Raw genomic sequence first — 21,868 nt, forward strand, 5'->3', positions numbered from 1 at the left:
CCACGTAGTGCGCGAGGCCGCGGTGGGTGATCACCACGCCCTTGGGGCGGCCCGTGGAACCGGAGGTGTAGATCACGTACGCGGGGTGGTCCGGCAGCGGCGGGGCGCTCCGGTCGGCTTCGGCGGGACGGGCAGCGGGCTGCCGCTCCAGCGCCCGTACGGTGTCCGGGTCGTCGAGCAGCAGGCGGGCGGTGCCGGTGTCGTCGGGGAGCAGAGCCGCGGCCTGACGGCTCGTCACCAGCAGTGCGGGTGAGGCGTCGTCGAGCAGCCCGGCGATACGGGCACCGGGCTGTGCCAGGTCGAGCGGCAGGTAGGCGGCGCCGGTCTTGAGCACCGCGAGCAGCGCGACGACCAGTTCGGCGGAGCCGGGCAGCGCGACGGCGACGACCCGCTCCGGGCCGATGCCCCGGGAGAGCAGCAGGCGGGCCAGGCGGTCGGCCCGGGCGTCGACCTGCGCGTAGGACAGTTCGGCGTCGGGCGCGGCGACCGCGCGGGCCTCCGGGGTGGCAGCGGCCTGCCGCTCGAACAGCTCCGGCAGCGACGCGGCGGGCGGGACGTCCCCAGCAGCGGCTTCGGTACCGTTCCACTCGGTCAGCAGGCGGTGGCGCTCGGCCTCGCCGAGGATCTCCAGGGCGCCCAGCGGCAGGTCAGGGTCGGCCGCCGCTGCCTCCAGCAGCCGTACGAAACGGGCCGCCAGCGCCTCGACGGTGCCCCGCTCGAAGAGGTCGGCGCCGTAGCCGACGTACCCCTCGACGCCACCGGGGCCGCCCCCGGCTCCCACGGCCTCGGTCAGGTTGAACGTCAGGTCGAACTTGGCGGTGCCCGACTCCACCCGCTCGGCCTCGGCCCGCAGGCCGGGCAACGCGTCCGGCGCCGCCGTCCGGCCGGTGAGCGTCAGCAGCACCTGGAACAGCGGGTGACGGCTCAGGGACCTGGCGGGGTTGAGCACCTCCACGAGGTGTTCGAAGGGCACGTCCTGGTGGGCGTAGGCCGCCAGGTCCGTCTCCCGTACACGGGCGAGCAGTTCGCCGAAGCCCGGGTCGCCGGAGGTGTCGGTGCGCAGGACCAGGGTGTTGACGAAGCAGCCGATCAGGTCGTCCAGGGCGTCGTCGGTGCGTCCCGCGACGGGCGAGCCGAGCGGGATGTCGGTGCCGGCGCCGTGCCGGGTCAGCAGCGCGGCCAGCCCGGCCTGGAGGACCATGAACAGGGTCACCCCGTGCGCCTCGGCCAGCGCCGCGAGCCGCGCGTGCAGGGCGGCGTCGAGGCGCAGCGGCACGGTTCCGCCGCGGTGGCTCGCCACGCCGGGGCGGGGGCGGTCGGCGGGCAGGGCGAGTTCGTCGGGGAGCCCGGCCAGCGTGCGGGCCCAGTACGCCACCTGCCGCGCGATGAGACTGTCCTCGTCGCGCTCCTCCCCCAGCAGGTCACGCTGCCACAGCGTGTAGTCCGCGTAGGTCACCGGCAGCGGGGCCCAGGACGGCTCCGCGCCGCGCAGGCGGGCCGCGTAGGCGACGGACAGGTCGCGGCCCAGGGGCACCATGGACCAGGCGTCGCCCGCGATGTGGTGCACCACCAGCGACAGCACGTGCCGGTCCGGGCCGAGCGCGAACAGCGCCGCGCGCAGCGGCAGTTCGGTGGTCAGGTCGAAGCCGGTGGCGGCGCCCCGCGCCAGGACCTCCGCCAGCTCGGCCGCGTCGACGTCGCGCACCGGCAGGGTGACGGCGGCGGCGCCGGGGCCGCGCACCACCTGCCGTGGTACGCCGTCGATCTCGGGGAAGACCGTCCGCAGACTCTCGTGCCGCACGACGACGTCGGTGAGCGCCGCCTCCAGCGCCGCCCGGTCGAGTGCGCCCTCCAGCCGCAGGACGAACGGCATGTTGTAGTCGGCCCCGGCCTCGCGGCCCTCCAGCCGGTTGAGGAACCACAACCGCCGCTGGGCGAACGACAGCGGCAGCGCCTCGGGACGTTCCGTGTGCCGTACCACCGGCCGGGCTTCCGCACCCGCCTCCCGTACCGCCGTGGCCAGTCCCGCCACGGTCGGCGTGTCGAACAGGACCCGGATCGGCAGTTCGGCGCCGAGGACGGTCCGTATCCGGCTCAGCAGCCGGGTCGCCAGCAGCGAGTCCCCGCCGAGGTCGAAGAAGCCGTCGTCGACGCCCACCCGCTCCACGCCGAGCACCTCGGCGAACAGGTCGCACAGCACCCGCTCGGCCGCGTCGCGCGCCGGGCGCCGGGCCGTACCCGGGGTGTACTCCGGGGCCGGCAGGGCGGCCCGGTCCAGCTTGCCGTTGGCCGTCAGCGGCAGTCGGTCCAGGACGACGACGGCCGCCGGGACCATGTGTCCCGGCAGATGCCGTCCGGCGAACTCGCGCAGTGCGGCGGCCTCGGGACGAGGGCCGTCGGCGGGGACCGCATAGGCCACCAGCCGCCGGTCGCCGGGCCGGTCCTCGCGCAGCAGCACCACGGCCCGCGCCACCGCCCCGTGCCGGGCCAGTACGGCCTCGACCTCTCCCGGCTCGATACGGAACCCGCGCAGCTTGACCTGGTCGTCCGCGCGCCCGGCGTGGTCGAGCCTGCCGTCCGCGTGCCTGCGCGCCCGGTCCCCGGTGCGGTACATCCGCTCCCCCGGCGCGCCGAACGGGTCGGCCACGAAACGCTGCGCGCTCAGGCCCGGGCGCCCGAGGTAGCCGCGGGCGAGGCCGGGGCCCGCCACGTACAGCTCGCCGGTGACGCCCGGCGGCACCGGACGCAGGGCGTTGTCGAGCACGTAGGCGCGCAGGTCGGGTATCGGTTCGCCGATGACGCTGCGGGGCGGCTCGGCGGCGGCGTCCCGCTCGTCCAGCGGGGCGTGGGTGACGTGCACGGTGGTCTCGGTGATGCCGTACATGTTCACCAGGCGCGGTGTGCCGGCCGGATGGCGCCGGTACCACTCGCGCAGCCTGCCGGGGTCCAGCGCCTCCCCGCCGAGGACGACCGTGCGCAGCGCCAGCCGCGCGGACAGCTCCGGGTGGTCGTGGTCGGCCCGTATCAACGGGTAGAAGGCGGACGGCGTCTGGTTGAGCACCGTCACCCGGTGGCGTACGAGCAGGTCGAGGAAGCGCTCGGGGGAACGGCTCACGTCCTGCGGGACGACGACCAGCCGGCCGCCGTGCAGGAGCGCCCCCCACAGTTCCCACACGGAGAAGTCGAAGGCGTAGGAGTGGAACAGCGTCCACACGTCGTCGGGGCCGAAGCCGAACCACGCCTCGGTCCGCCGGAACAGCCGCACCACGTTGTGGTGCGGGACCGCCACGCCCTTGGGGGTGCCGGTCGATCCGGAGGTGTGGATGACGTACGCCGGGTGCGCGGGGTCGAGCCGCCCGGCCCGCTCGGTGTCGGTCAGATCGCCTCCGGGCCCGTCGGCCAGGGCCCGGACGGTGGCGTCGTCGTCCAGCCGCACGGCGTCCGCTCCGTGCGGAGTCCCGTCGGCCGGTGCGCCCGCGGTGACCAGGCACACGGGGTCGGCGTCACGGAGCACGAGCGCGATCCGCTCCGCCGGGTGGCCGGGGTCGACCGGCAGATACGCGGCGCCCGTCTTCACCACCGCGAGCAGCGCCACCACGAGGTCGGCGGAGCGCGGCAGCGCCACGGCCACCAGCCGCTCCGGGCCCGCGCCGCGCTTCAGCAGCAGGCGCGCGAGGCGGTTGGCGCGGTCGTTCAGTCCGGCGTAGGTCAGCTCGCCGTTCTCGGTGACGACGGCGACGGCGTCGGGGGTACGCGCGGTCTGCGCTTCGAACAGCGCCGGCAGGGTCGGGCCGGGGACACCGGCCTGGAGGGTACCGGTCCCGGGGGTACCGGCCTGGGGATCACCGGTCCGGGGAGTGTCGGCCTCGGGGCCGTCCGCCGCCGGCCGTACGGGCAGCACCTCGGCGCGCTCGCCGGGCAGCAGGAAATCGATACGGCCGACGGGACGTTCCGGGTCGGCCGTGGCGAAGCTTTCCAGTACGCGCAGGAAGCGCCGCTGGTGCGCGGCGGTCTCCGCCGCGTCGTACAGGGCGGGGTTGGCGTCGACGTCGAGGTGCAGCGCGCCGCCGCCCAGGCGGTCGTCGAGGCGGAAGGAGAGGTCGGTGACGGGCCCGACGGACAGGTTGTGCGCGGTCGCCCGCGCCTCGCCGAAGGTCAGCTCGGAGGCGTAGGACATGATGTTGACGGTCGGGCCGAAGAGGCGGCGCTCGCCGCCGACCGTCCGCAGGTCGCGGACGATGTCCTCGTACCGGTACCGCTGATGCCTGAGCAACTGCCGCGCCCCGTCGGACACGTGCCGTAACAGGTCCCGGCCGCTCGTGCCGGGCCGGACCTCCACCCACAGCGGCAGTTCGTTGGACATCGGCCCGCGGATGTGCCGGCCGCCGCCGTTCCGCGCGGTCACCGGGATGCCGAGGGCCACCTCGTCGGCGCCGGTCATCCGGCCGAGGTAGAGCGCCGTGGCGGCGATCACCGGGACCGGCAGGCCGACGCCCGACCGACGTGCCAGTGCCCGCAGGCCGTCGGCGGTCGCGTCCGGTACGCGGGTGCCGTACCGCAGGAAGCTCCGTGCGACGCGGGCCGTCCGGCCCGCGAGGTTCACCGGCTCGGGACGGCCCGCCAGCCGGTCCAGCCAGTGGGCCCGGTCCCGCGCGAAGTGCTCCGACTCCCGGTACGCGGTGTCGTCGGCCAGCAGCAGGTCCAGCGAACCGCTGCCGTCCTCGCGCTGCGGCGCCCCGGTGACCAGGGCCGTGTAGACCTCCGCCACCCGCTGCGTGAACAGCGCGCACATGTAGCCGTCGGTGACGAGGTGATGGGCGCGCAGGTAGAAGAAGGCGCGGCCGACCCCGGCCCGCAACAGCGCCAGGGTGACCGTCCGGCCCGCCTCCAGGCCCCCGGGCCGGGCGGTCTCCGCCCGCATCCAGGTCTCGGCGGCCGCACGCGGGTCCTGCTCCGCGCCGACGTCGAGTACACGGAACGACCAGTTGTCCACGGGCTCGATCGTCTGGCGCGGCCCCTGGCCGTCGTCGGCGAAGCGGACGTTGAGCACATCGGTCTCCGCCACCGCCCGCCGCACCGCGGTCTCGAACGCCGGCAGATCGAGGGGGCCCTCGATCTCCACGTACTCGGCGGTGTGGTAGCTGGGGCTGTCCGGGTCGAGTTGCTGCGCGAACCAGATGCCACGCTGCGCCGACGACAGGGGCCGGCTGTGGTGCGGAGTACCGGGCACTACCCTTCCCATCTTCTTCCGAGGCCCGCCGGGCGGCGGAGCAGGTGGAAACCGCGCCGCCGCCCTGGCACGGCCGGCCCGTGGGCGTGCGGGGACACCGCATGCCGTGGCGAGTCGTGCGGGCTCGGGGTGCCGGTACGGGCCGCCGACGGGACGGCGCGCCCTGTAGGCCGCCCCAAGAGAGCGGCAGGGTGAGGTTCGAATGAGCGGATTTCGGGTCGGAGGGGCATAACCTGCCCGACACGAAGGACGATACAGAGGTTCAACATTCGAACACCACGTGCCACACGTCACGTTTGGTCTCACCCGACACCGTGCCGCGAGACGCCTTCGCTGGTCAGGGCGACAGACGTGAAACCGGTTACACGGTTACCCACGGCACGAATCGAACGATCATGACGAAAACAGACCGTCCGTCCCATGCGATTTCAGTCATTGCGCCGACGCACCCGGCAGGTGCCATTCCGGTCGCCGCGGAGCACCGGGGAGCACCACGGAAGCGGCGCCCCCCGGCGGCACCGACGGGCCGCGACAGGGAGGGCAATTCCGGTGCGCGGGAAGGGCGATGCCGGTGCACGCGGAGGGCACTTCCGACGTATCGAAAGGGCAATCGCGAGGTCGGGGAAGGGCAATTCCGGTGTACGCGGGGGTACCCCACCGTCCGCACCGCTGGACCGGCCCCCGGCACATCAACCCACGTAGCACCCCATGGCGCCTCCGACGCCCCAATCAAACCTCAACGCCCCTCACATGCCGGAAAGTTAACGCCGAAGAAACAACTTTTCGGCCGCACCGCACGGCCTCCCGCACCCCTGTCCCAACCACCCCGGCACAGTCCTGCGAGCAGCTTGCTCTCGTGACGGCCGGGATGCCGGCGCACGCGAACATCAGCTCGCCTTGGAAGTGCCGGCGCGGGCCGACGTGGCAGCCGAGCGGGAGCCGGGCCCGGCAGCCCCGGTGACGGGCACGCTACGGCGTGTGGTGGCCAGGCTGAGTACGACGATGACCAGGCCGCAGGCGGTGACCGTCCAGTATCCCGGGAGCACCGCCCGGGTGAACGGCGTACCGGAGCGCAGACCGGCGGTGAGGAGCGCGCCGAGCACCGCGACCCCCAGCGCCTGACCGACCTGGCGGCTGGTGGCGACGATCGCCGCGGCCACGCCGGCCTGTTCCCGCGGCATGCCGGACATGGCCGCGTTGGTGACCGGGGTGTTGGCCAGTCCGACGCCGACGCCGATCAGGACGTACGCGGTGAAGAGCAGGGCGTCCGTCGTGAGAGCGCCGCCGGTGGCGAGCAGGACCCCGCCCGCGGCGGTGGCGATGCCGGCCAGGAGCAGCGGCAGCCGGGGGCCGCGGGTGGCGGTCAGCCGTCCGGAGAGCGGCGAGGTGACGATGTTCATGACCGCCATGGGCAGCAGGTACAGGCCCGCGGCCAGGGCCGACAGGCCGCGTACGTTCTGCAGGTAGAGCGTGTTGAGGAAGAGGAAGCCACCGAGTACGAAGAACGAGCAGACCGCCATGACGCTGGCTCCGCTGAACCCGGCGCTGCGGAAGACCCGCAGGTCCACCAGCGGTTCGGTGCGCCGCCGCTCGTAGAGGACGAGCGCGAGGAGCGCGGCCGGTGCGGCCAGGGCGCAGGCGAGGGTACGCGGGGCTGTCCAGCCGGTGCCGGGCCCCTCGATGATCGCGTACGTCAGGCAGCCCAGCAGCACGACGACCAGGACCTGTCCGACCGGGTCCACCCGGCGCGGCCGGGGTGCGCGGGACTCCGGTACGAAGCGCGCGGCACAGGCGAACGCGGTCAGGCCGATCGGCAGGTTGAGCCAGAAGATCGACCGCCAGCCCAGGCCCTGGACGAGCACCCCGCCCACCATCGGGCCCACCGCCATCGCCACACCCATCACCGTGCCCCAGACACCGATCGCCCGGGCACGTTCGCGTGGCGCGGTGAAGGTGTTGGTGACGATGGACATGGCCATCGGGTTGAGCATCGACGCCCCGACCGCCTGGACCATGCGGAAGGCGATGAGCCGGTCCAGGTCGGGGGCGAGTCCGCACAGGAGCGAGCCGAGGGTGAACAGGGCCAGGCCCGTCTGGAAGACGCGTCGGCGGCCGAGCCGGTCCCCGGCGGATCCGGCGAGCATCAGCAGGGCGGCGAGCACGATCAGGTAGGCGTCGGTGGCCCACTGCAGTCCGGAGAGCGGGCTGTGCAGATCGCGTTGCATCGCCGGCAGCGCCACGTTGAGCACCGTGTTGTTGAGGCTGCCGAGGAAGACGCTCGTGCAGCAGACCGCCAGGACGAGATGGCGTCCCCGGCGGGTGAGTTCGGCTTGAGTGGTCACAGCCGGGCCCACCGTCCTTTCCTCGTGGGCCTCCGCGCCGCCCCGTCACCTTGCCTGTCCGCCGCGCGCAGATCTCCGCGGTGGGTTCAGCGTGCCCCGGGAGCCCGGCCGCAGGGAGACCCTGGCAGGGCCCCCCTCGGCCGGCCCGGTACCTGCATACTGCGGCTGTGAGCAACGTGCCGATGGGGAACAGAACGGAGCTGGGTGACTTCCTGCGCAGCCGACGGGGCCGCGTCGCGCCGCAGGAGGCAGGTCTGCCGCCGTCGGCGGGCCGTCGGCGTACGGCCGGGCTGCGGCGTGAGGAGGTCGCGATCCTGGCCGGCGTCAGCATCGAGTACTACCGGCGCCTTGAGCAGGGCAAGCAGCAACGGCCGAGCCCCGCGGTGCTGGAGGCGATCGGGCAGGTGCTCAAGCTGACCGACGACGAGCGCCGCCACCTCGCGGAGCTGAGCCGCGGCCGGACGTCGGCGCCGGCCACCGGCGCGCGGACGGGCAGGGGCTCGCGCACGGTCCGGGAGGAGGTCCGCCGGATGGTGGAAATCGCGCACCCGTACCCGGCCTGTGTGCTGAGCCGGTCCAGTGACCTGCTGGCCGCCAACCAGGGCGCGATGCGTCTCTTCCGCGGCATCGAGGACTGGCCCGAGGGGAAGCGCAACACCGCGCGCTACGCCTTCGTCCACCCCGTCGCCCGGGAACTGTACGCCGACTGGGAGGACGTGGCCCGCGGCGTGGTGGCCCATCTGCGCGCCGCCGTGGTGGTGCACCCGGAAGCGCCGGACATCCGCGACGTCGTCGACGAACTGTCGGCGTGCAGCACCGAATTCGCTTCTCTGTGGCAGCGTTACGACGTCCGGGCGCGCACCAACGGGCGCAAGGTGTACCACCACCCGGAGGCGGGCCGGCTGACGCTGACGTACGAGGCGTTCGACGTGGCCCGAAGCGAAGGCCAGCGGCTGATCGTCTACCAGGCGCCGCCGGGGACACCGGACCATGAGGCGCTGCTGCGTCTGTCGGCCTGAACGGCTGGGGGCTCCCCGCGCTCTCCCACGACGCGCGGTGACGCACGGTGACGTGCGGTACGGAGGCGAGCCGCCGCGTCGTCATCGGCCGCCCCGGTCCCTCACCTGTCCCGCCCCAAGCCCCGGCGGATCGCGGTCTCCACGGGTGAGTACGCGCCGTCGGCCCGCTCCAGTTCGTACGGCGCGGCCGGCATCAGCGGCGGCTGGGCCATGAAACGCGGCCGCCTCCCGTGGTGCGGCTGTGCCGCGTGCACCAGGAACGGGTGGCACAGGAAGACATCGCCCGGGGACCCGGTGGCCAGGGCGAGCGGTCGGTGGTCGGACGCCGCCACCAGATCGGGCGCCAGGGCCAGCCCGTTGGCTCCCTGCTCCCCGTACCCCTCCAGCACCTTCGGCACGTCGAGGTGCGAGCCGACCCGGATCCGGGTCGGGGCGTCCTGGTCACCGACCTCGCTGAACAGGAACAGCATCAGCAGCGCCCGGCCCCGGGAACGCAGATTGGTGAAGGACCAGCTCTCACCCTCCGGCAGATAGCTCCCCTCGATGTGCCAGCCCGCGTCGTCCGGCTCCTCCTGGTGCGGGAAGCGCAGCGGAAAGGTGCCCAGCGAATAGCGCGGCTCCCAGCGCCCCGCACCGACGAGCAGGTCGTACGCGTGGTGCAGGAACGGGGCGTTGGGCGCGGCAGCGAAGGGGCCGTGCGCCATGCCCGGCACCCAGTGCACGGGCTGCGTCCACGTCGTCGGGTCGTCCGGGTCGCAGCCCGTCTCCCGCCACAGCAGTCGCGCACAGTCCGCGGCCACGCGCGGCGCGACGGCACCCTCCAGCTTCACGAAGCCGTCGCACAGGAAACGGGTTATCAAGGTCGAGTCGTCCATGCCCCCATCGTGCGGCGCCACCGGCCCCGGTCACCCCACATTTCCCGCACCGCCTTTGTCGGGCGTTCACCGAGCCCGCTTGGGCAAGGGGCTGCGGAAGACACCCGTAGCCGCCCAGTGCGACCGACCTGGGTGGGGCCGTTCTCCCAGGGCTCGGTTCTCCCTTCTCCGGAGCACGACCTACCGGGCCGGCCAGTCCGTGACACCCGGCTGCCCGCCGAAATCGGCGATCCGAAGATCGAGCACGGTGAACCACGCGCCCACTGCGTCGAGGAAAGTCTCCTCGGTGGTCCAGGACGGTCCGCCGGACTGGTGCAGGGCCTCCTCTTCGCTGAGCGCGGCGGCACCGACATGTACCCACAGTCCCCCGGGCCGGCACATCCGGGCCATCGCCGCGGCGAACGTCCGACGCTCACGATCAGTGGGGCAGGTGTGCGGTGCACCACGGTCGAGGACCACCGGGAACGGGTGCACGGGCACGTGGGAGGTGACGTCGAGAACCTCGTACCGCACCGCCGAACCGACCGGTGTCCGGCGCCGGGCCTCTTCGATCGCCTGGGCTGAGAAGTCGCAAGCCGTGACGGTGCAGGAGCGGCCGGCGAGCCACCGCGCGGTGGTGCCGAGCCCGCAGCCGGCATCCATCACCCGGGCCGGGGGTGGAGCGTGCTCGGCGAGGAGTTCGCCGAGCACCGGGGGTGGCTCCTCGTCCCACCCGGCGATCGCGGAATCGTATGTGCGGTCCCATTCAGCCGCGTTGAGGGAGCGCAACGGCGAGGTGGGCCTGCCATGGTCCACGGCTCTTGATTCCTTTCCGTGCTGTGTTCCGACGCCTGCCGTCGCTCCTTCCCGTCACCCCACGACCGGCCAGCGGGTGATACGGGAGGGCAGCCACCACAGGAGGGAACCGACCTGGTGAACGAAGCCTGACTCCGTGAACGCCTCTCTTTCCTGGCGCCGGAAATCAGCGGCAGGGGCACCGTCCAGCAGCGACGCCAGCTTCCCTTGGTTCACCTTGCGCATGACGACGCGCCGTTGTGTCCCCCGGCGCAGGTCGGTGACTTCGACGAAGCCCACGCCACGCCGGTAGCCGCAGTTGTTCATGCGGAACGTGGTGCGCCACTGGTCCAGGACGGCTTCGCCGTCGGGGCAGGTCACCGAACGCGGGGGACACAGGTGGCTGAACAACCGCCGCTGTCCGATCTCGGCGCCGAGGTCCGGATCCCATTCGACGGAGAGACCGTGCCCGGTCAGCTCCCGCACATGGGTGAGCCCTCGGACCGCTCGCCGGTCACTGCCGCCCTCGTCATGGCCGAGGATCACGGGCTCGGGGAGGGCGACATGCTGGACACCCCGTGCGACCAGGTCCGACACGGTTCGTACAGGGGTGTCCTCGTACTGCCCCTCTCCCATGGAGATGCCGTCCCACTCGCGCGCCTCTTCGTCGCGTTCCCGCCAGCACCGGAGCGCCGCTGTCGCGCCTGCTTCCGGAGTGCGGCCCGCCGAGCCGTGGAGCAGGGCGGGCACCAGCGCCGGACTGCCGTCGTGGGTCACCCAGCGCATGAGGTCCAGTCCCCTGTCCGGAATTCACCACCCGCTGCCCACCAGCAAGATCACATTTGACAGTGTCGGTGAGGTGAGGTGCCTGCGCTCGCACGGGTGGAGACCGGCGAAGCCCGCGTGAGCCGTCGGCACGACATGGAACGACGAGCGAAAGAACGGTGAGCAAGGTGAACGGCATCTCAGAGGCACCGCGGGTATTGGTCACCGGCGCCGGCAAAGGCATCGGGCTCGCGATGTCCCAGCGGCTCGCGAAGGAGGGGTACGAGGTGATCGGCGTGGCCCGGAACGCGCCCGCGGAGGAGTTTCCCGGCACGTTCCTGCGCTGCGACCTCTCCGACGCCGACGCCACCGCGCAGATGCTGGAGGAGGCCACTCGGGAACGCGTGGTCTGCCGGGTCGTCAACAACGCCGGGATCGCTCAGCCCCAGCCCCTCCAGGACCTCGACCTGGCGACCCTGCAACAGGTGGTGGACCTGAACCTGCGGGCATCGGTCCAGGTCGTCCAGGCCCTGCTGCCGGGTATGCGCGCCCAGCGCTTCGGCCGCATCGTCAACATCACTTCGCGGGCGACGTACGGGGCCAGGGACCGGACCTCCTACGCGGCGGCGAAGAGCGCGCTCGTGGGATGCACCCGTACCTGGGCCCTGGAGCTCGCACCGGACGGCATCACCTCCAACGCGGTCTCCCCCGGCCCCACCGCGACCGAACTGTTCCGCCGCGCCCGCCCCGTCGGCAGCGAAGCGGAACGCCAGGCCGTCGCCTCGATCCCGCTGGGACGCCTGGGCACTCCCGACGACATCGCCGCGGCCGTGGCCTTCCTGCTGTCCGACGACGCGGGGTTCATCACCGGCCACGTCCTCGACGTCGACGGCGGAAGCAGTCTCGGCGGACGGTAGAACACTTCCGGGTTCCGGCAGCAAACGCGTACGGCCGCGGCCGATCCCAACGGCTTGAAGCCGACCGGCGGCCATGCCGGGCACCGGGGCAGGTAGCGCCGGCATCGCTCGGTCCACGTATCTCGGCGAGCGGCGACCATGTCCCCAGAAGCAGCCCCCATGGGCTCGGCTTTGATACGGCCCCGGAAGGGACGCTTGTGCCACCGGCCGCGACACCGCCGCGAGTGCTACGAGGAAGCCGACGGCCGCAAGGGCGCCGAGGAACCGCCGGGCGGCGCCCTCGTCCATGAGCTGATGGACCCGGCTCCCGCCGCCGCTGGCCGAGACGCACGAGGTAACGGCCGCTGTCCGCGGCCGGATCGACCGTATCCGGCCGGATGCGGCGCGCCCCGGGACACCGGTACCTGCGCTGGGTAGGGTGCCCGCATGTATCTGCTGAGGCCTCCGCCACCCGCCGCCTGAGGCGGGCAGTCTCGCAGCCGTCCCGGGATGCCGGGGTGGCCGCGTGGGTTGCCCACGAAGACTTCGTGCCGGCAATCGACCGAGGAGACCTCCCTTGCAGCCCTCTTCCCCCCTGCCCGTGTGGCGGGGCATCCTCTACGTCGCGATCGCGGCCACGGCCTGGGGCACCGGCGGCGCCGTGGCCGTCGCCATGTACGACACCGGCGGGATCGGTCCCGTCGCCGTTTCCTTCTGGCGGTTCCTGGCCGGACTCGGGCTGCTCCTGGCGGTCCACTCCGTCTGGCGGGTCCGGCGGCCCGAGACGGTGAGCTCACTGCGCGCGATGTACGCGGCGGACCCCCGGCGGGCCCTGATCACGGGCTTCGGGATGGCGGTGGCCCAGGCCGCCTACTTCGCCTCCGTGCAGCAGGCCGGGCTGGCCGTGGGAACCGTGGCGACCCTGGGCTCGGGCCCGGTACTGGTGGCCGTCGGCGCCCGGCTGATCCTGGGTGAGCGCACCGGCGTCGCCGGAACCGCCGCGGTGGTGAGCGGAGTTGCCGGTCTGGCGCTGCTGATGGGGGGAGCCGACGGAAGCACCGGCCCCAATCCCTTCCTGGGCATCGGATACGCCCTGCTCTCCGCCGCCGGTTACGCGGGCGTGACCCTGCTGGGCCGCTTCTTCGGCCGGAACAGCGCCGGTGGCGCTTTCGAGTCCACGGTGCCCGGCGTCACCGTGGGCATGGTCTGCCTCCTGCCGATGGCCGTGTGGGAGGGCTTGGTGCCCGACATGGGCCGTCCGGCGTGGACCATCGGCCTGATCCTCTATCTGGGGGCGGTGCCGACGGCACTGGCGTACATCCTGCTCTTCATCGGCCTCCGGGTGGTCCGGGCGACCACCGCCTCCGTGATCGCTCTGGTCGATCCGCTCACCGCGGCGGCCATCGGCGTCCTGGTCTTCGGTGAGCGGCTGAACGCGATCGTCCTCACCGGCACGGCGCTGCTGCTCTTCGCCGTGCTCTTCCTCGCGGCCCGCGAGGGGGCCAGGCAGCCGAGCGCTCAACAGAGCCCTGAGCTGGACCGCGGCCGTGCGAGGCATGCCCCGCATCCGTCCGCACGCGCCGAGGAGTGATCGCGCGAGCCTGACGAAAAGGCGACGGGCGGTGAACCGTAGCGGTTCACCGCCCGTCGCCTTTTCGTCAGGCTCGCTGACGGGTATTGCGCCACGCCATTTCGGCGTGTTCACATCTCCATACAAGGAGCGTCAAGCCCCGTCTTCACGCCAACCTCGCGATGCGATATAGCTCCTGGGGCGAAAGAGCATTATTGTTCAACAGGTGGCCATACCATCAGCACGGGACTCCGTCATATGGCAGGAGACGGGCATGAACGCTGAACCCCACTTAATCGATCAGAAGTCAGATCTGGACAGCTTTCCGGTGGTGGAGGAAGTATCCTCGCTGCTGAAACGTCCGGCAGAAGACCTTGACGCATCGATGACCACCCATGAACGGGCGGCGCTCCGGGCGGCCGTCAGTGATCTCAACACACGGTCGGCAGCCGGCGACCCCGCCGCGTTCCACGGCCAGCAACTGTTGCTCTCCCGTATCTACGGGCTGTTCACCCAGCTCCCCGAGGGGCCCACCGCCGAAGGCTCCACGCTCGTCCACGAGGTCCTTCGCCTGCTGGAACAGGCCACCGCGGCCGTCGAGGACGCCGCGCTGGAGCCGGGTGTTCTCGACTCGGCGCCCACCGAGCCGGCCGCGTACCTGTCCTGGCTGAAGAGACTCGCCCGTGAACACCGGGTCTACAAGCACCCGTACTACCGGGACTTCATCCGGAATCAGGCCACAGCCGAAGACCTGCGGCATTACGTGATCCAGGAATCGGTCGTCGACGGCCGATTCGACGATCTTCTCGCGATGATGCAGGTCGGCACCAGCGACGGCGCGAAGATGGAGATCGCCGAAAACTTCTGGGACGAGATGGGAAATGGTGACCCTTCACAGGTGCACACCCATCTCTTCAATCAGATCTTCCAGGTTTTCGACATTCAAGCCCGGGAGCTGGAAAGGTCACTCACCGCCAACGCCCTGCTGTCCGGAAACCTCGCCGTGCTCCTGTGCCGGTACCGGCACCTGTATCCGGAAGCCGTCGGATTCCTCGGCATGACCGAATGGCTGGCGCCCGAGCGCTTCGTCCACGTCGTGCACGCCTGGGAACGGCTCGGACTGCCCGACGTCGGCATCGTGTACCACAAGCTGCACATCACCATCGACTCCCGGCACGCCGCCGGCTGGTTCCACAACGTGGTCGTCCCCGCCGCCACCACCGAACGCATGCGGCGGGCGATCGCCCGGGGAACGCTGTGGCGGCTCAACTCCTCCGCCCGCTACCTCGACGAACGCATGCCCGATCTCGCCACCCTCCGACCGGTCTGACAGGAAGGGCTCAGCGCCATGGCAATCGGCCCTCAGGGATTCTCGATCATCGACTTGCCTCCGGCGGCGCCGGAGACGTTGGACAGCTACGACAACCTCCCGATCGACCCGTTCATGGGCAACGGCACGCGCTACAAACGGTTCACGCAGTACCGGCTGTCGCCGGAACCCGACAGCGACCGAGGCTGGGTCTACGAGAAGCTGCCGCAGCGCGACTACATCATCTCCAAGAGGTACAACAACGTGGCCGGCGGCATCCGCCGCCCCTACGAGCCGATCGAGGTCGACTTCACCCCGCTGGTCACCATCGGCGCCGACGCGATCGGTCTGGACCGCAGCCATGACTGGCAGATCAACATCCACCAGAACCGCAGCAGGGCCGAGAGCGAGAACGCCGCACCGATCACCCCGGAGGGCGTGCACAGCGACGGACACGAGTACATCATGATCGCCGTGCTGCGGCGGCACAACGTCGCCGGCGGCGAGACCCGCCTGTGGCTGCCGGATGCCGACGTGCCGACCTGGACGGGCACACTGGCGGCGGGGCAGGCCGTCCTGCTGGACGACAAGGCGATCAAGCACGAAGCCACCGACGTCACCTCCGCCGACGGCGGCTCCGGCCACCGGGACATCATCATCGTCGCCTACTCCACCTGGGACAAAGGGTGGTACGGCGAGGAGTACGAAGCGGCGGCCCTCTCCAACCGCCCGCTGAACTGACCTGCTGCGGCGGCCGGCTCATGGGCGACTTCGTGAAGTACCAGGCACTCGGCAACGACTACCTGATCGTCGATCCCCGGGGCGGCGGTACGGCCCTGGGCACGGAGCCCGCCCCCGGAGCGGTCCGGCTGCTCTGCGACCGGCACCTCGGAGTCGGCGCCGACGGCCTGCTCTTCGGGCCGCTGGACGCGCCCCGGCCCGGCACCGCCGCAGCACTGCGCATCTTCAACGCGGACGGCAGCGAGTGCGGGATGAGCGGCAACGGACTGCGCATGTTCGCGCTGTACCTCGGCGAGCACTACGTGCCGCAGTGGCGTACGGGGACGCCGTTCACCGTACGCACGCCCGGCGGCGACGCGGAGGTCCGGATCGCGGACGTCACCGACGGGCGGGTGTCCGTGGACATGGGCCGGGCGCGCTTCGTCACCGGCGAAGGCACGGACGACGGTGACGCGGCAACCACCGTCGTCCCGCTGGCAGGAACCGGGCCGAGCGAGGTCACCGTCACCGACCTGCACCTCGGCGTCCCCCACACCGTCGTCCTCAGGGACACGATCGACGGTGAGCTGGTGCGGCGCCTGGGCCCCGCCCTGGCCTGGCACCCCCGCCACCCCGAGGGCACCAACGTGGAGTTCGTGCGCGTCCACGACGACCGCACGCTGGACGTCGCGGTCTGGGAGCGGGCCGCCGGCCCCGTACCCGCGTCGGGAAGCGGCGCGTGCGCCGCGGCGGCCGTGGCCCGCGCCCGCGGCCTCGTCGGTCCCGACGTGACGGTCCGCATGTCCGGTGGCGAGGTCGATGTGAGCGTGGCGCGGGACGGCCGGATCAGCTCGGCCGGCACCGCGCGGGAGGTGATGACAGGAGTGCTCTCGCGGTCACTGCTCACGGAACTGGCCCAGCGGGGCACGATGCCCGGCGAGCCGTCGGGAAGGAGGGGCACATGAAGGACACCCAGGTCGCCGGAGCGTGCCCGCTGGACTGCGCGGACGCCTGTAGCTGGCAGGTGACGGTCCGGGACGGCGAAGCCGTAGCGCTGCGCGGCACCCCGGACCACCCCTACACCCGGGGCACCCTGTGTGTGAAGGTCAACCAGTTCCTGGAGCACACCCGCGCCCCCGACCGGTTGCTCCACCCCCTGCGGCGTGTCGGCCGCAAGGGGGAGGGCCGGTTCGAGCGCATCGACTGGGACAGCGCCCTCGACGAGATCGCCCAGCGGCTGAAGCAGACGATCGAGCGCCACGGCGGCGAGGCGATCTGGCCGTACCAGGGCACCGGCACCCTCGGCTTCCTCCAAGGACTCCAGGGGCGCGCCGGCAGCCGGCTGTGGAACGTCCTGGGCGCCTCGCGCCACGACATGACGATCTGCTCCATCGCCGGTCTGGTCGGCCTCCGGTACACCCTCGGCGTCAGTACGGGGATCGATCCGGAGAGCCTGGCGTACTCCCGGCTGGTCCTGCTGTGGGGAAGCAATCCCCTCACCAGTCGCCACCACCTGTGGAAGGTGATCCAACGCGCGCGCGGGAACGGCGCGCACATCGTCGTCATCGACCCGATCCGCAGCCGTTCGGCGGCCCAGGCCGACGAACACATCGCGCCCCTCCCGGGCTCGGACGCCGCACTGGCCCTGGGCCTGCTGCACGTCGTGCTCCAAGAGGGCGCCGAGGACCGGGAGTACCTGGCCGCCCGCACCGTGGGGTGGGCGGAGTTCCGGCAGCGGGTGCTGGAGTTCGATCCCGGTCGCACGGCGCGGGAGACGGGTGTGACCGAGGAGGAGATCGTCCGACTCGGCCGGCGCATCGCCCGCAGCAGGCCCACCGCCGTGGGAGTGTCGCAGGGCATCCAGCGCCACGCCGGCGGCGGCGCCGCCCTGCGGACCCTCGCCTGCCTGCCCGCCGTCACCGGGGACTGGCAGCGTCCCGGTGGCGGTCTGCTCTATTCGACGGACGGCTACTTCGGCGCGAACCGTGAAGCGCTCTACCGGGACGACCTGCTGCGCGGCCCCGTACGCACCCTCTCCATGACGCGGCTCGCCGAAGGGCTGCTGGAGGTGGACGACCCGCCCGTCGAGGCGCTGATCGTCTACGGAGCCAACCCGCTGGCCAGTTCCCCCGACCAGAACCGGATCCGCCGCGGCCTCGCCCGCGACGACCTCTTCACCGTGGTCATGGACCACTTCCAGACCGACACCGCCGACTACGCCGACATCCTGCTCCCCGCCACCATGCAGACCGAGCACCTGGACGTGCACGACGGCTACGGCCACCTGTACGTCAACTGGAACGAACCGGCGGTCGCCCCTCCAGGGGAGTGCCTGTCCACCACCGAGACCTTCCGACGCCTGGCCCGGGCCATGGGGCTGACGGAACCGGCGCTCTACGCCGGCGACGAAGAGCTGGCGAGCGACCTCCTCGACTCCCCGCACCCGTCCTTGGCCGGTATCACCGTCGACACGCTGCGCGCCGAGGGGTGGGCCCGGCTCGCCTACCCGGACGGGTTCGTGCCCTTCGCGAACGGCTTCCCCACCCCTTCGGGGAAGCTGGAGTTCGTGTCGGAGACCGCCCGGGCGGACGGCCACGACGCCGTGGCCGGATACGTTCCGGCGAGCGAGACCGAGGACACCGAACGGGCGCGGTCCTTGCCCTTGGTCCTCCTCTCCGTCGCCAACCACTTCTTCCTGAACACCGTCTTCGGGAACAAACCCGAACTGCGCCGCCGGGCCGGCCCGCCGTACGTGGTACTGCACCCGAAGGACGCCGCGGCGAGCGGCATCGCGGCCGGCGACCGCGTACGGATCAGCAACGAACGCGGCGCCTTCGAAGCCCTGGCCAGGATCGAGGACGTGGTGCGCCCGGGAGTCGCGATGACGACGAAGGGCCACTGGCTCAAGTTCACCGGCGGCTCCGGCCCCAACGCCACCGTCGACGAACGGGACGCGGACATGGGCGGCGGAGCGGTCTTCCACGACAACCGTGTACGGATCACGCCCCTTGCCCGGCGCGAGGACGACAGCAGTGAGGACGGCGGATGAAGTACCGACGACTGGGCCGCAGCGGGCTCCAGGTCAGTGAGATCGCCTACGGCAACTGGGTCACCCACGGTGCCCAGATCGACGACGGCCGGGCCGCGGAGTGCGTGCACGCGGCCCTGGACGCCGGCATCACCACCTTCGACACGGCCGACATGTACGCGGGCACGGCCGCCGAGGCCGTGCTCGGCAAGGCGCTGCGGGGCCAGCGCCGCGACTCCCTGGTGATCTCGACCAAGGTGTTCTTCCCGACCGGCCCCGGACCGAACGACGGCGGTCTGTCCCGCAAGCACCTCACCGAGGCCGTCAACGGCTCGCTGACCAGGCTCGGGACCGACTACCTCGACCTGTACCAGGCTCACCGCTTCGACGAGCGCACTCCGCTGGAGGAGACGCTCAGGACCTTCGACGACCTCGTGCGGCAGGGCAAGGTCCTCTACATCGGCGTCTCGGAGTGGACCGCCGACCAGATCGCCCGGGCCGTGCGGCTCGCCGGCGACCTCGGTCTGGAACGGTTCGTCTCCAACCAGCCCCAGTACTCGATGCTGTGGCGTGTCATCGAACCGGAGATCGTGCCCCTGTGCGAGCGGGAAGGGCTCAGCCAGATCGTCTGGTCGCCCCTCGCCCAAGGTGTGCTCACCGGCAAGTACCTGCCCGGACGGCCGCCGCCCGCGGGTTCCCGCGCCACGGACGAGGCGGGTGCCCGCTGGGTGGAGTCCTTCCTGCGCGACGAGGTGCTGGAGCGGGTGCAGCAGCTCGTCCCGATCGCCCGCGAGCTGGACCTGACCCCGGCCCAGCTCGCCGTCGCCTGGACGCTCCAGAACCCGAACGTCGCCGCGGCCATCGTGGGCGCCTCCCGGCCGGAGCAGGTCCGCGACAGCGCGCAGGCGGCGGGCGTCCGCATCGACCCGGCGGTGCTGCGGCGCATCGACACCGTCCTCGGCCCGGTCGTCGAACGCGATCCCGCCAAGGTGGACAGTGCCGCGTAGCACCCGCCCTGCCCGCCTCCGTGCCGCCGAGTATCTGGGGAGATCCATGACCTTCATCCCGTTCGAACTGCTGGAGTGGCTGCACAAGCGGGGCGCCACCGCCACCTACAGCCTGGCCGACAGCGGCTGCCGGCCGATCCGGATGCGCGAGCTGGTCGACGACGAACAGGCGCTGAGCCGGCTCCTCGACAGCGAGCTGAACTACCCGCCGACATGCGGCACGGACCACCTGCGTGCGCAGATCGCCCACTGGCACGCCGGGAGCACCGACCACGCGTCGGAGGTCCTCGTCACCGCCGGGGCGGCCGAGGCCAACACGGTCGCCGTCGACACCCTCGTCCGCCCCGGGGACCACGTGGTGACGATGTCACCCGGCTACCGGCAGATCTGGGGTGCGGCCCAGAACCGGGGCGCCACCGTCGACGACGTCCCCCTGGACCCGGAGCGCGGCTGGCGGCCCGATCCCGACGCCCTGGCCCGTGCCGTCCGCCCCGACACCCGGGCCATCGTGCTGACCACCCCCAACAACCCGGCGGGCACCGTCCTGACCGAAGAGGAGATACGAGCGATCGTCTCCGTCGCCGACCGGGTCGGTGCCTGGATCCTCTCCGACGAGGTCCACCGCGGCACCGAACTCCGCACCGACGAGCTCAGCCCCACCTTCTGGGGCCGCTACGACCGCGTCGTGTGCGTCGGCAGCCTCTCCAAGGCGTTCGGCATGCAGGGACTGCGCCTCGGCTGGCTGATCGCGCCACCCGCGCTCCTCCCGGAGCTCCGCCAACGGCACGAGTACGCCACCCTCTCCGCGTCCGGGACGGCGATGGTGCTGGCGGAACTGGCGCTTGAGCCACCCACCTGCGCCCGACTGCTCGACCGCTACCGCGGCTTCCTGCGCGAGAGCTGGGCCCAGATGCAGCAGTGGATCGCCTCCCACGACCACCTGCTCTCGGTCGTGCCGCCCCAGGCCACCTCCCTGGCCTTCGTCCGCTACCACCTGGACCTGCCCAGCACCGATGTCGCCGAGGCCCTGTACGCCCGCGGCAAGGTGCTGGTCGGCGCGGGCGCCCACTTCGGAACCGAGCACCACCTCCGGTTCACCCACGGGCAGGAACCGGCCCAGCTGGCGGCCGCACTGGAGAAGACCTCGCACGTCCTGAAGGAACTGAGCTCGTGAATCCCACCAAGCTGCCCCTGATCGACGCCGAGGAACTGGCGCGCCGCCTGCCCATGCCACGGGCGATCGCGGCACTGGACGGGGCCCTGCGCGCCGGCCTGGACCCCGAGGCCGACGTCCCGCGCACCGTGCTCGACGTCCAGGCAGGCCAGCTCCTGCTGATGCCCGCCACGTCGTCCTCGTACGCCGGAGTGAAGATCGCCGCGGTGGCGCCCGACAACCCCGCCCGCGGTCTGCCGCGCATCGTCGCCTCCTACCTCCTCATGGACGCCGCCACGCTCTGCCCGGTAGCCCTGATCGACGGCTCCGCCCTCACCCTGTTGCGGACGCCCGCGGTCTCCGCCGTGGCCGTGGACCACCTGGCGGCCGCGGACGCCGAACGGCTCGTCGTCTTCGGAACCGGACCGCAGGCATGGGGCCATGTGGAGGCCGTCAGGGCCGTACGCCCCATCTCCTCGGTCGGAGTCGTCGCGCGCCGTCCGGAGCGTACGGCCGAACTGGTCGAGCGCTGCCGGTCGACGGGGCTGCCCGCGGAGGCCGTCCCGCCGCAGGCCGTGGCGACCGCCGACGTCATCGCCTGCTGTACGACGGCGCGGACGCCGCTGTTCCCGGCCGCGGCGGTCGCGGACCACGCGGTCGTCGTGGCGATGGGAGCGCACGAACCGACGGCCCGCGAGGTGGACGGCGCCCTCGTCGCCCGCGCCACCGTCGTCGTCGAGGCGCGCAGCGCGGCGCTGCGGGAGGCGGGCGACCTCTTGATCCCGCTGCGCGCAGGCGAGATCGACACCGGGGTGATCGCGGGCAACCTGGCCGAACTCGTACGCGGAGCGGTGGACATCGCGCCCCGGCGGCCGAAGCTGTTCAAGGGCACGGGCATGGCGTGGCAGGACCTGGTGGTGGCCGCTGCCGCCGTCGACGGGCCCCCGTGAGCGCCGAGGGCGACCGGAAACCGACGGCGATTTCCAGCCATGGGTCGCGACGCGTCGCGGCCAAGCGTGAGGAACCGGTCCTGCTGCCCGCCGTACGCGCGGCCGCCCCGGACACGTACGTCTCGCCGACAGCTTCAGCCGCCGTGCCCGGACCGCCCAGCAGACCGACCGCACCGCCACACACGTCGCACAGCGCATCGCCCGCGCACCCCACCCGGCCGACGCTCACC

The 21,868-nt window shown here is 72.1% G+C and carries 15 protein-coding genes (1 of these 15 cut by a window edge); 10 read left to right on the forward strand and 5 right to left on the reverse strand.

Annotated elements, in window-relative coordinates; all coding sequences use genetic code 11:
• Together ACZ4QV_RS22295 and ACZ4QV_RS22300 are read right to left on the reverse strand one after the other, a co-directional pair.
• Positions 1-5,230: the start of a non-ribosomal peptide synthase/polyketide synthase gene (locus ACZ4QV_RS22295; RefSeq protein ID WP_467763314.1), read on the reverse strand. The gene continues 17,870 nt to the left of window position 1, outside the view; only the first 5,230 of its 23,100 coding nucleotides appear in the window; the start codon lies at positions 5,228-5,230; the stop codon falls past the left edge of the window.
• Positions 5,231-6,117: 887 nt separating this feature from the next.
• Positions 6,118-7,572 (reverse strand): MFS transporter, encoded by a 1,455-nt coding sequence (locus ACZ4QV_RS22300; RefSeq protein ID WP_361619917.1) that lies wholly within the window; start codon positions 7,570-7,572, stop codon positions 6,118-6,120.
• Between the two features lie 182 nt (positions 7,573-7,754).
• Here ACZ4QV_RS22300 and ACZ4QV_RS22305 point away from each other — a divergent pair, with 182 nt between their 5' ends.
• Positions 7,755-8,591 (forward strand): helix-turn-helix transcriptional regulator, encoded by an 837-nt coding sequence (locus ACZ4QV_RS22305; protein WP_361152365.1) that lies wholly within the window; start codon positions 7,755-7,757, stop codon positions 8,589-8,591.
• Between the two features lie 101 nt (positions 8,592-8,692).
• Here the strand turns inward: ACZ4QV_RS22305 and ACZ4QV_RS22310 are convergent, their stop codons facing one another.
• The 3 genes from ACZ4QV_RS22310 to ACZ4QV_RS22320 all read right to left on the reverse strand — a co-directional run bounded on the left by ACZ4QV_RS22310 (position 8,693) and on the right by ACZ4QV_RS22320 (position 11,026).
• Positions 8,693-9,466, reverse strand: a complete 774-nt coding sequence (locus ACZ4QV_RS22310) for a phytanoyl-CoA dioxygenase family protein (RefSeq protein WP_361152362.1) — start codon at positions 9,464-9,466, stop codon at positions 8,693-8,695.
• 180 nt (positions 9,467-9,646) lie between these two features.
• Positions 9,647-10,261, reverse strand: a complete 615-nt coding sequence (locus ACZ4QV_RS22315; protein WP_361590917.1) for a class I SAM-dependent methyltransferase — start codon at positions 10,259-10,261, stop codon at positions 9,647-9,649.
• Positions 10,262-10,315: 54 nt separating this feature from the next.
• Positions 10,316-11,026, reverse strand: coding sequence for a DUF5825 family protein (locus ACZ4QV_RS22320; protein ID WP_361590915.1), 711 nt, complete (start codon positions 11,024-11,026; stop codon positions 10,316-10,318).
• Between the two features lie 176 nt (positions 11,027-11,202).
• Here ACZ4QV_RS22320 and ACZ4QV_RS22325 point away from each other — a divergent pair, with 176 nt between their 5' ends.
• From ACZ4QV_RS22325 to ACZ4QV_RS22365, 9 genes are all read left to right on the forward strand, one after another.
• Positions 11,203-11,922: an SDR family oxidoreductase gene (locus ACZ4QV_RS22325; RefSeq protein ID WP_361152714.1), complete on the forward strand. Its 720-nt coding sequence runs from the start codon at positions 11,203-11,205 to the stop codon at positions 11,920-11,922.
• A 556-nt stretch (positions 11,923-12,478) separates the two neighbouring features.
• Positions 12,479-13,492, forward strand: coding sequence for a DMT family transporter (locus ACZ4QV_RS22330; RefSeq protein WP_361620038.1), 1,014 nt, complete (start codon positions 12,479-12,481; stop codon positions 13,490-13,492).
• A 253-nt stretch (positions 13,493-13,745) separates the two neighbouring features.
• Positions 13,746-14,801: an iron-containing redox enzyme family protein gene (locus ACZ4QV_RS22335; protein WP_361152352.1), complete on the forward strand. Its 1,056-nt coding sequence runs from the start codon at positions 13,746-13,748 to the stop codon at positions 14,799-14,801.
• Between the two features lie 18 nt (positions 14,802-14,819).
• Positions 14,820-15,521, forward strand: coding sequence for a 2OG-Fe dioxygenase family protein (locus tag ACZ4QV_RS22340; protein WP_361152349.1), 702 nt, complete (start codon positions 14,820-14,822; stop codon positions 15,519-15,521).
• A 20-nt stretch (positions 15,522-15,541) separates the two neighbouring features.
• A complete protein-coding gene (gene dapF, locus ACZ4QV_RS22345; RefSeq protein ID WP_361152346.1) occupies positions 15,542-16,465 on the forward strand; it encodes a diaminopimelate epimerase in 924 nt (307 codons plus the stop codon).
• On the forward strand, positions 16,462-18,549 hold the full coding sequence (locus ACZ4QV_RS22350; protein ID WP_467763315.1) for a molybdopterin-containing oxidoreductase family protein: 2,088 nt from the start codon (positions 16,462-16,464) through the stop codon (positions 18,547-18,549). Before dapF ends, ACZ4QV_RS22350 begins: the two co-directional genes overlap by 4 nt.
• A complete protein-coding gene (locus ACZ4QV_RS22355) occupies positions 18,546-19,535 on the forward strand; it encodes an aldo/keto reductase family protein (RefSeq protein ID WP_361589339.1) in 990 nt (329 codons plus the stop codon). The genes ACZ4QV_RS22350 and ACZ4QV_RS22355 overlap by 4 nt, the downstream gene beginning before the upstream one ends.
• Positions 19,536-19,581: 46 nt before the next feature.
• Entirely contained in the window at positions 19,582-20,709 is a 1,128-nt protein-coding gene (locus ACZ4QV_RS22360) for an aminotransferase class I/II-fold pyridoxal phosphate-dependent enzyme (protein WP_361152338.1), read from the forward strand.
• On the forward strand, positions 20,706-21,638 hold the full coding sequence (locus tag ACZ4QV_RS22365) for an ornithine cyclodeaminase family protein (protein WP_361152335.1): 933 nt from the start codon (positions 20,706-20,708) through the stop codon (positions 21,636-21,638). Before ACZ4QV_RS22360 ends, ACZ4QV_RS22365 begins: the two co-directional genes overlap by 4 nt.
• Positions 21,639-21,868: the final 230 nt, after the last annotated feature.

The sequence above is a fragment of the Streptomyces sp. NPDC026394 genome (genome assembly GCF_055567735.1).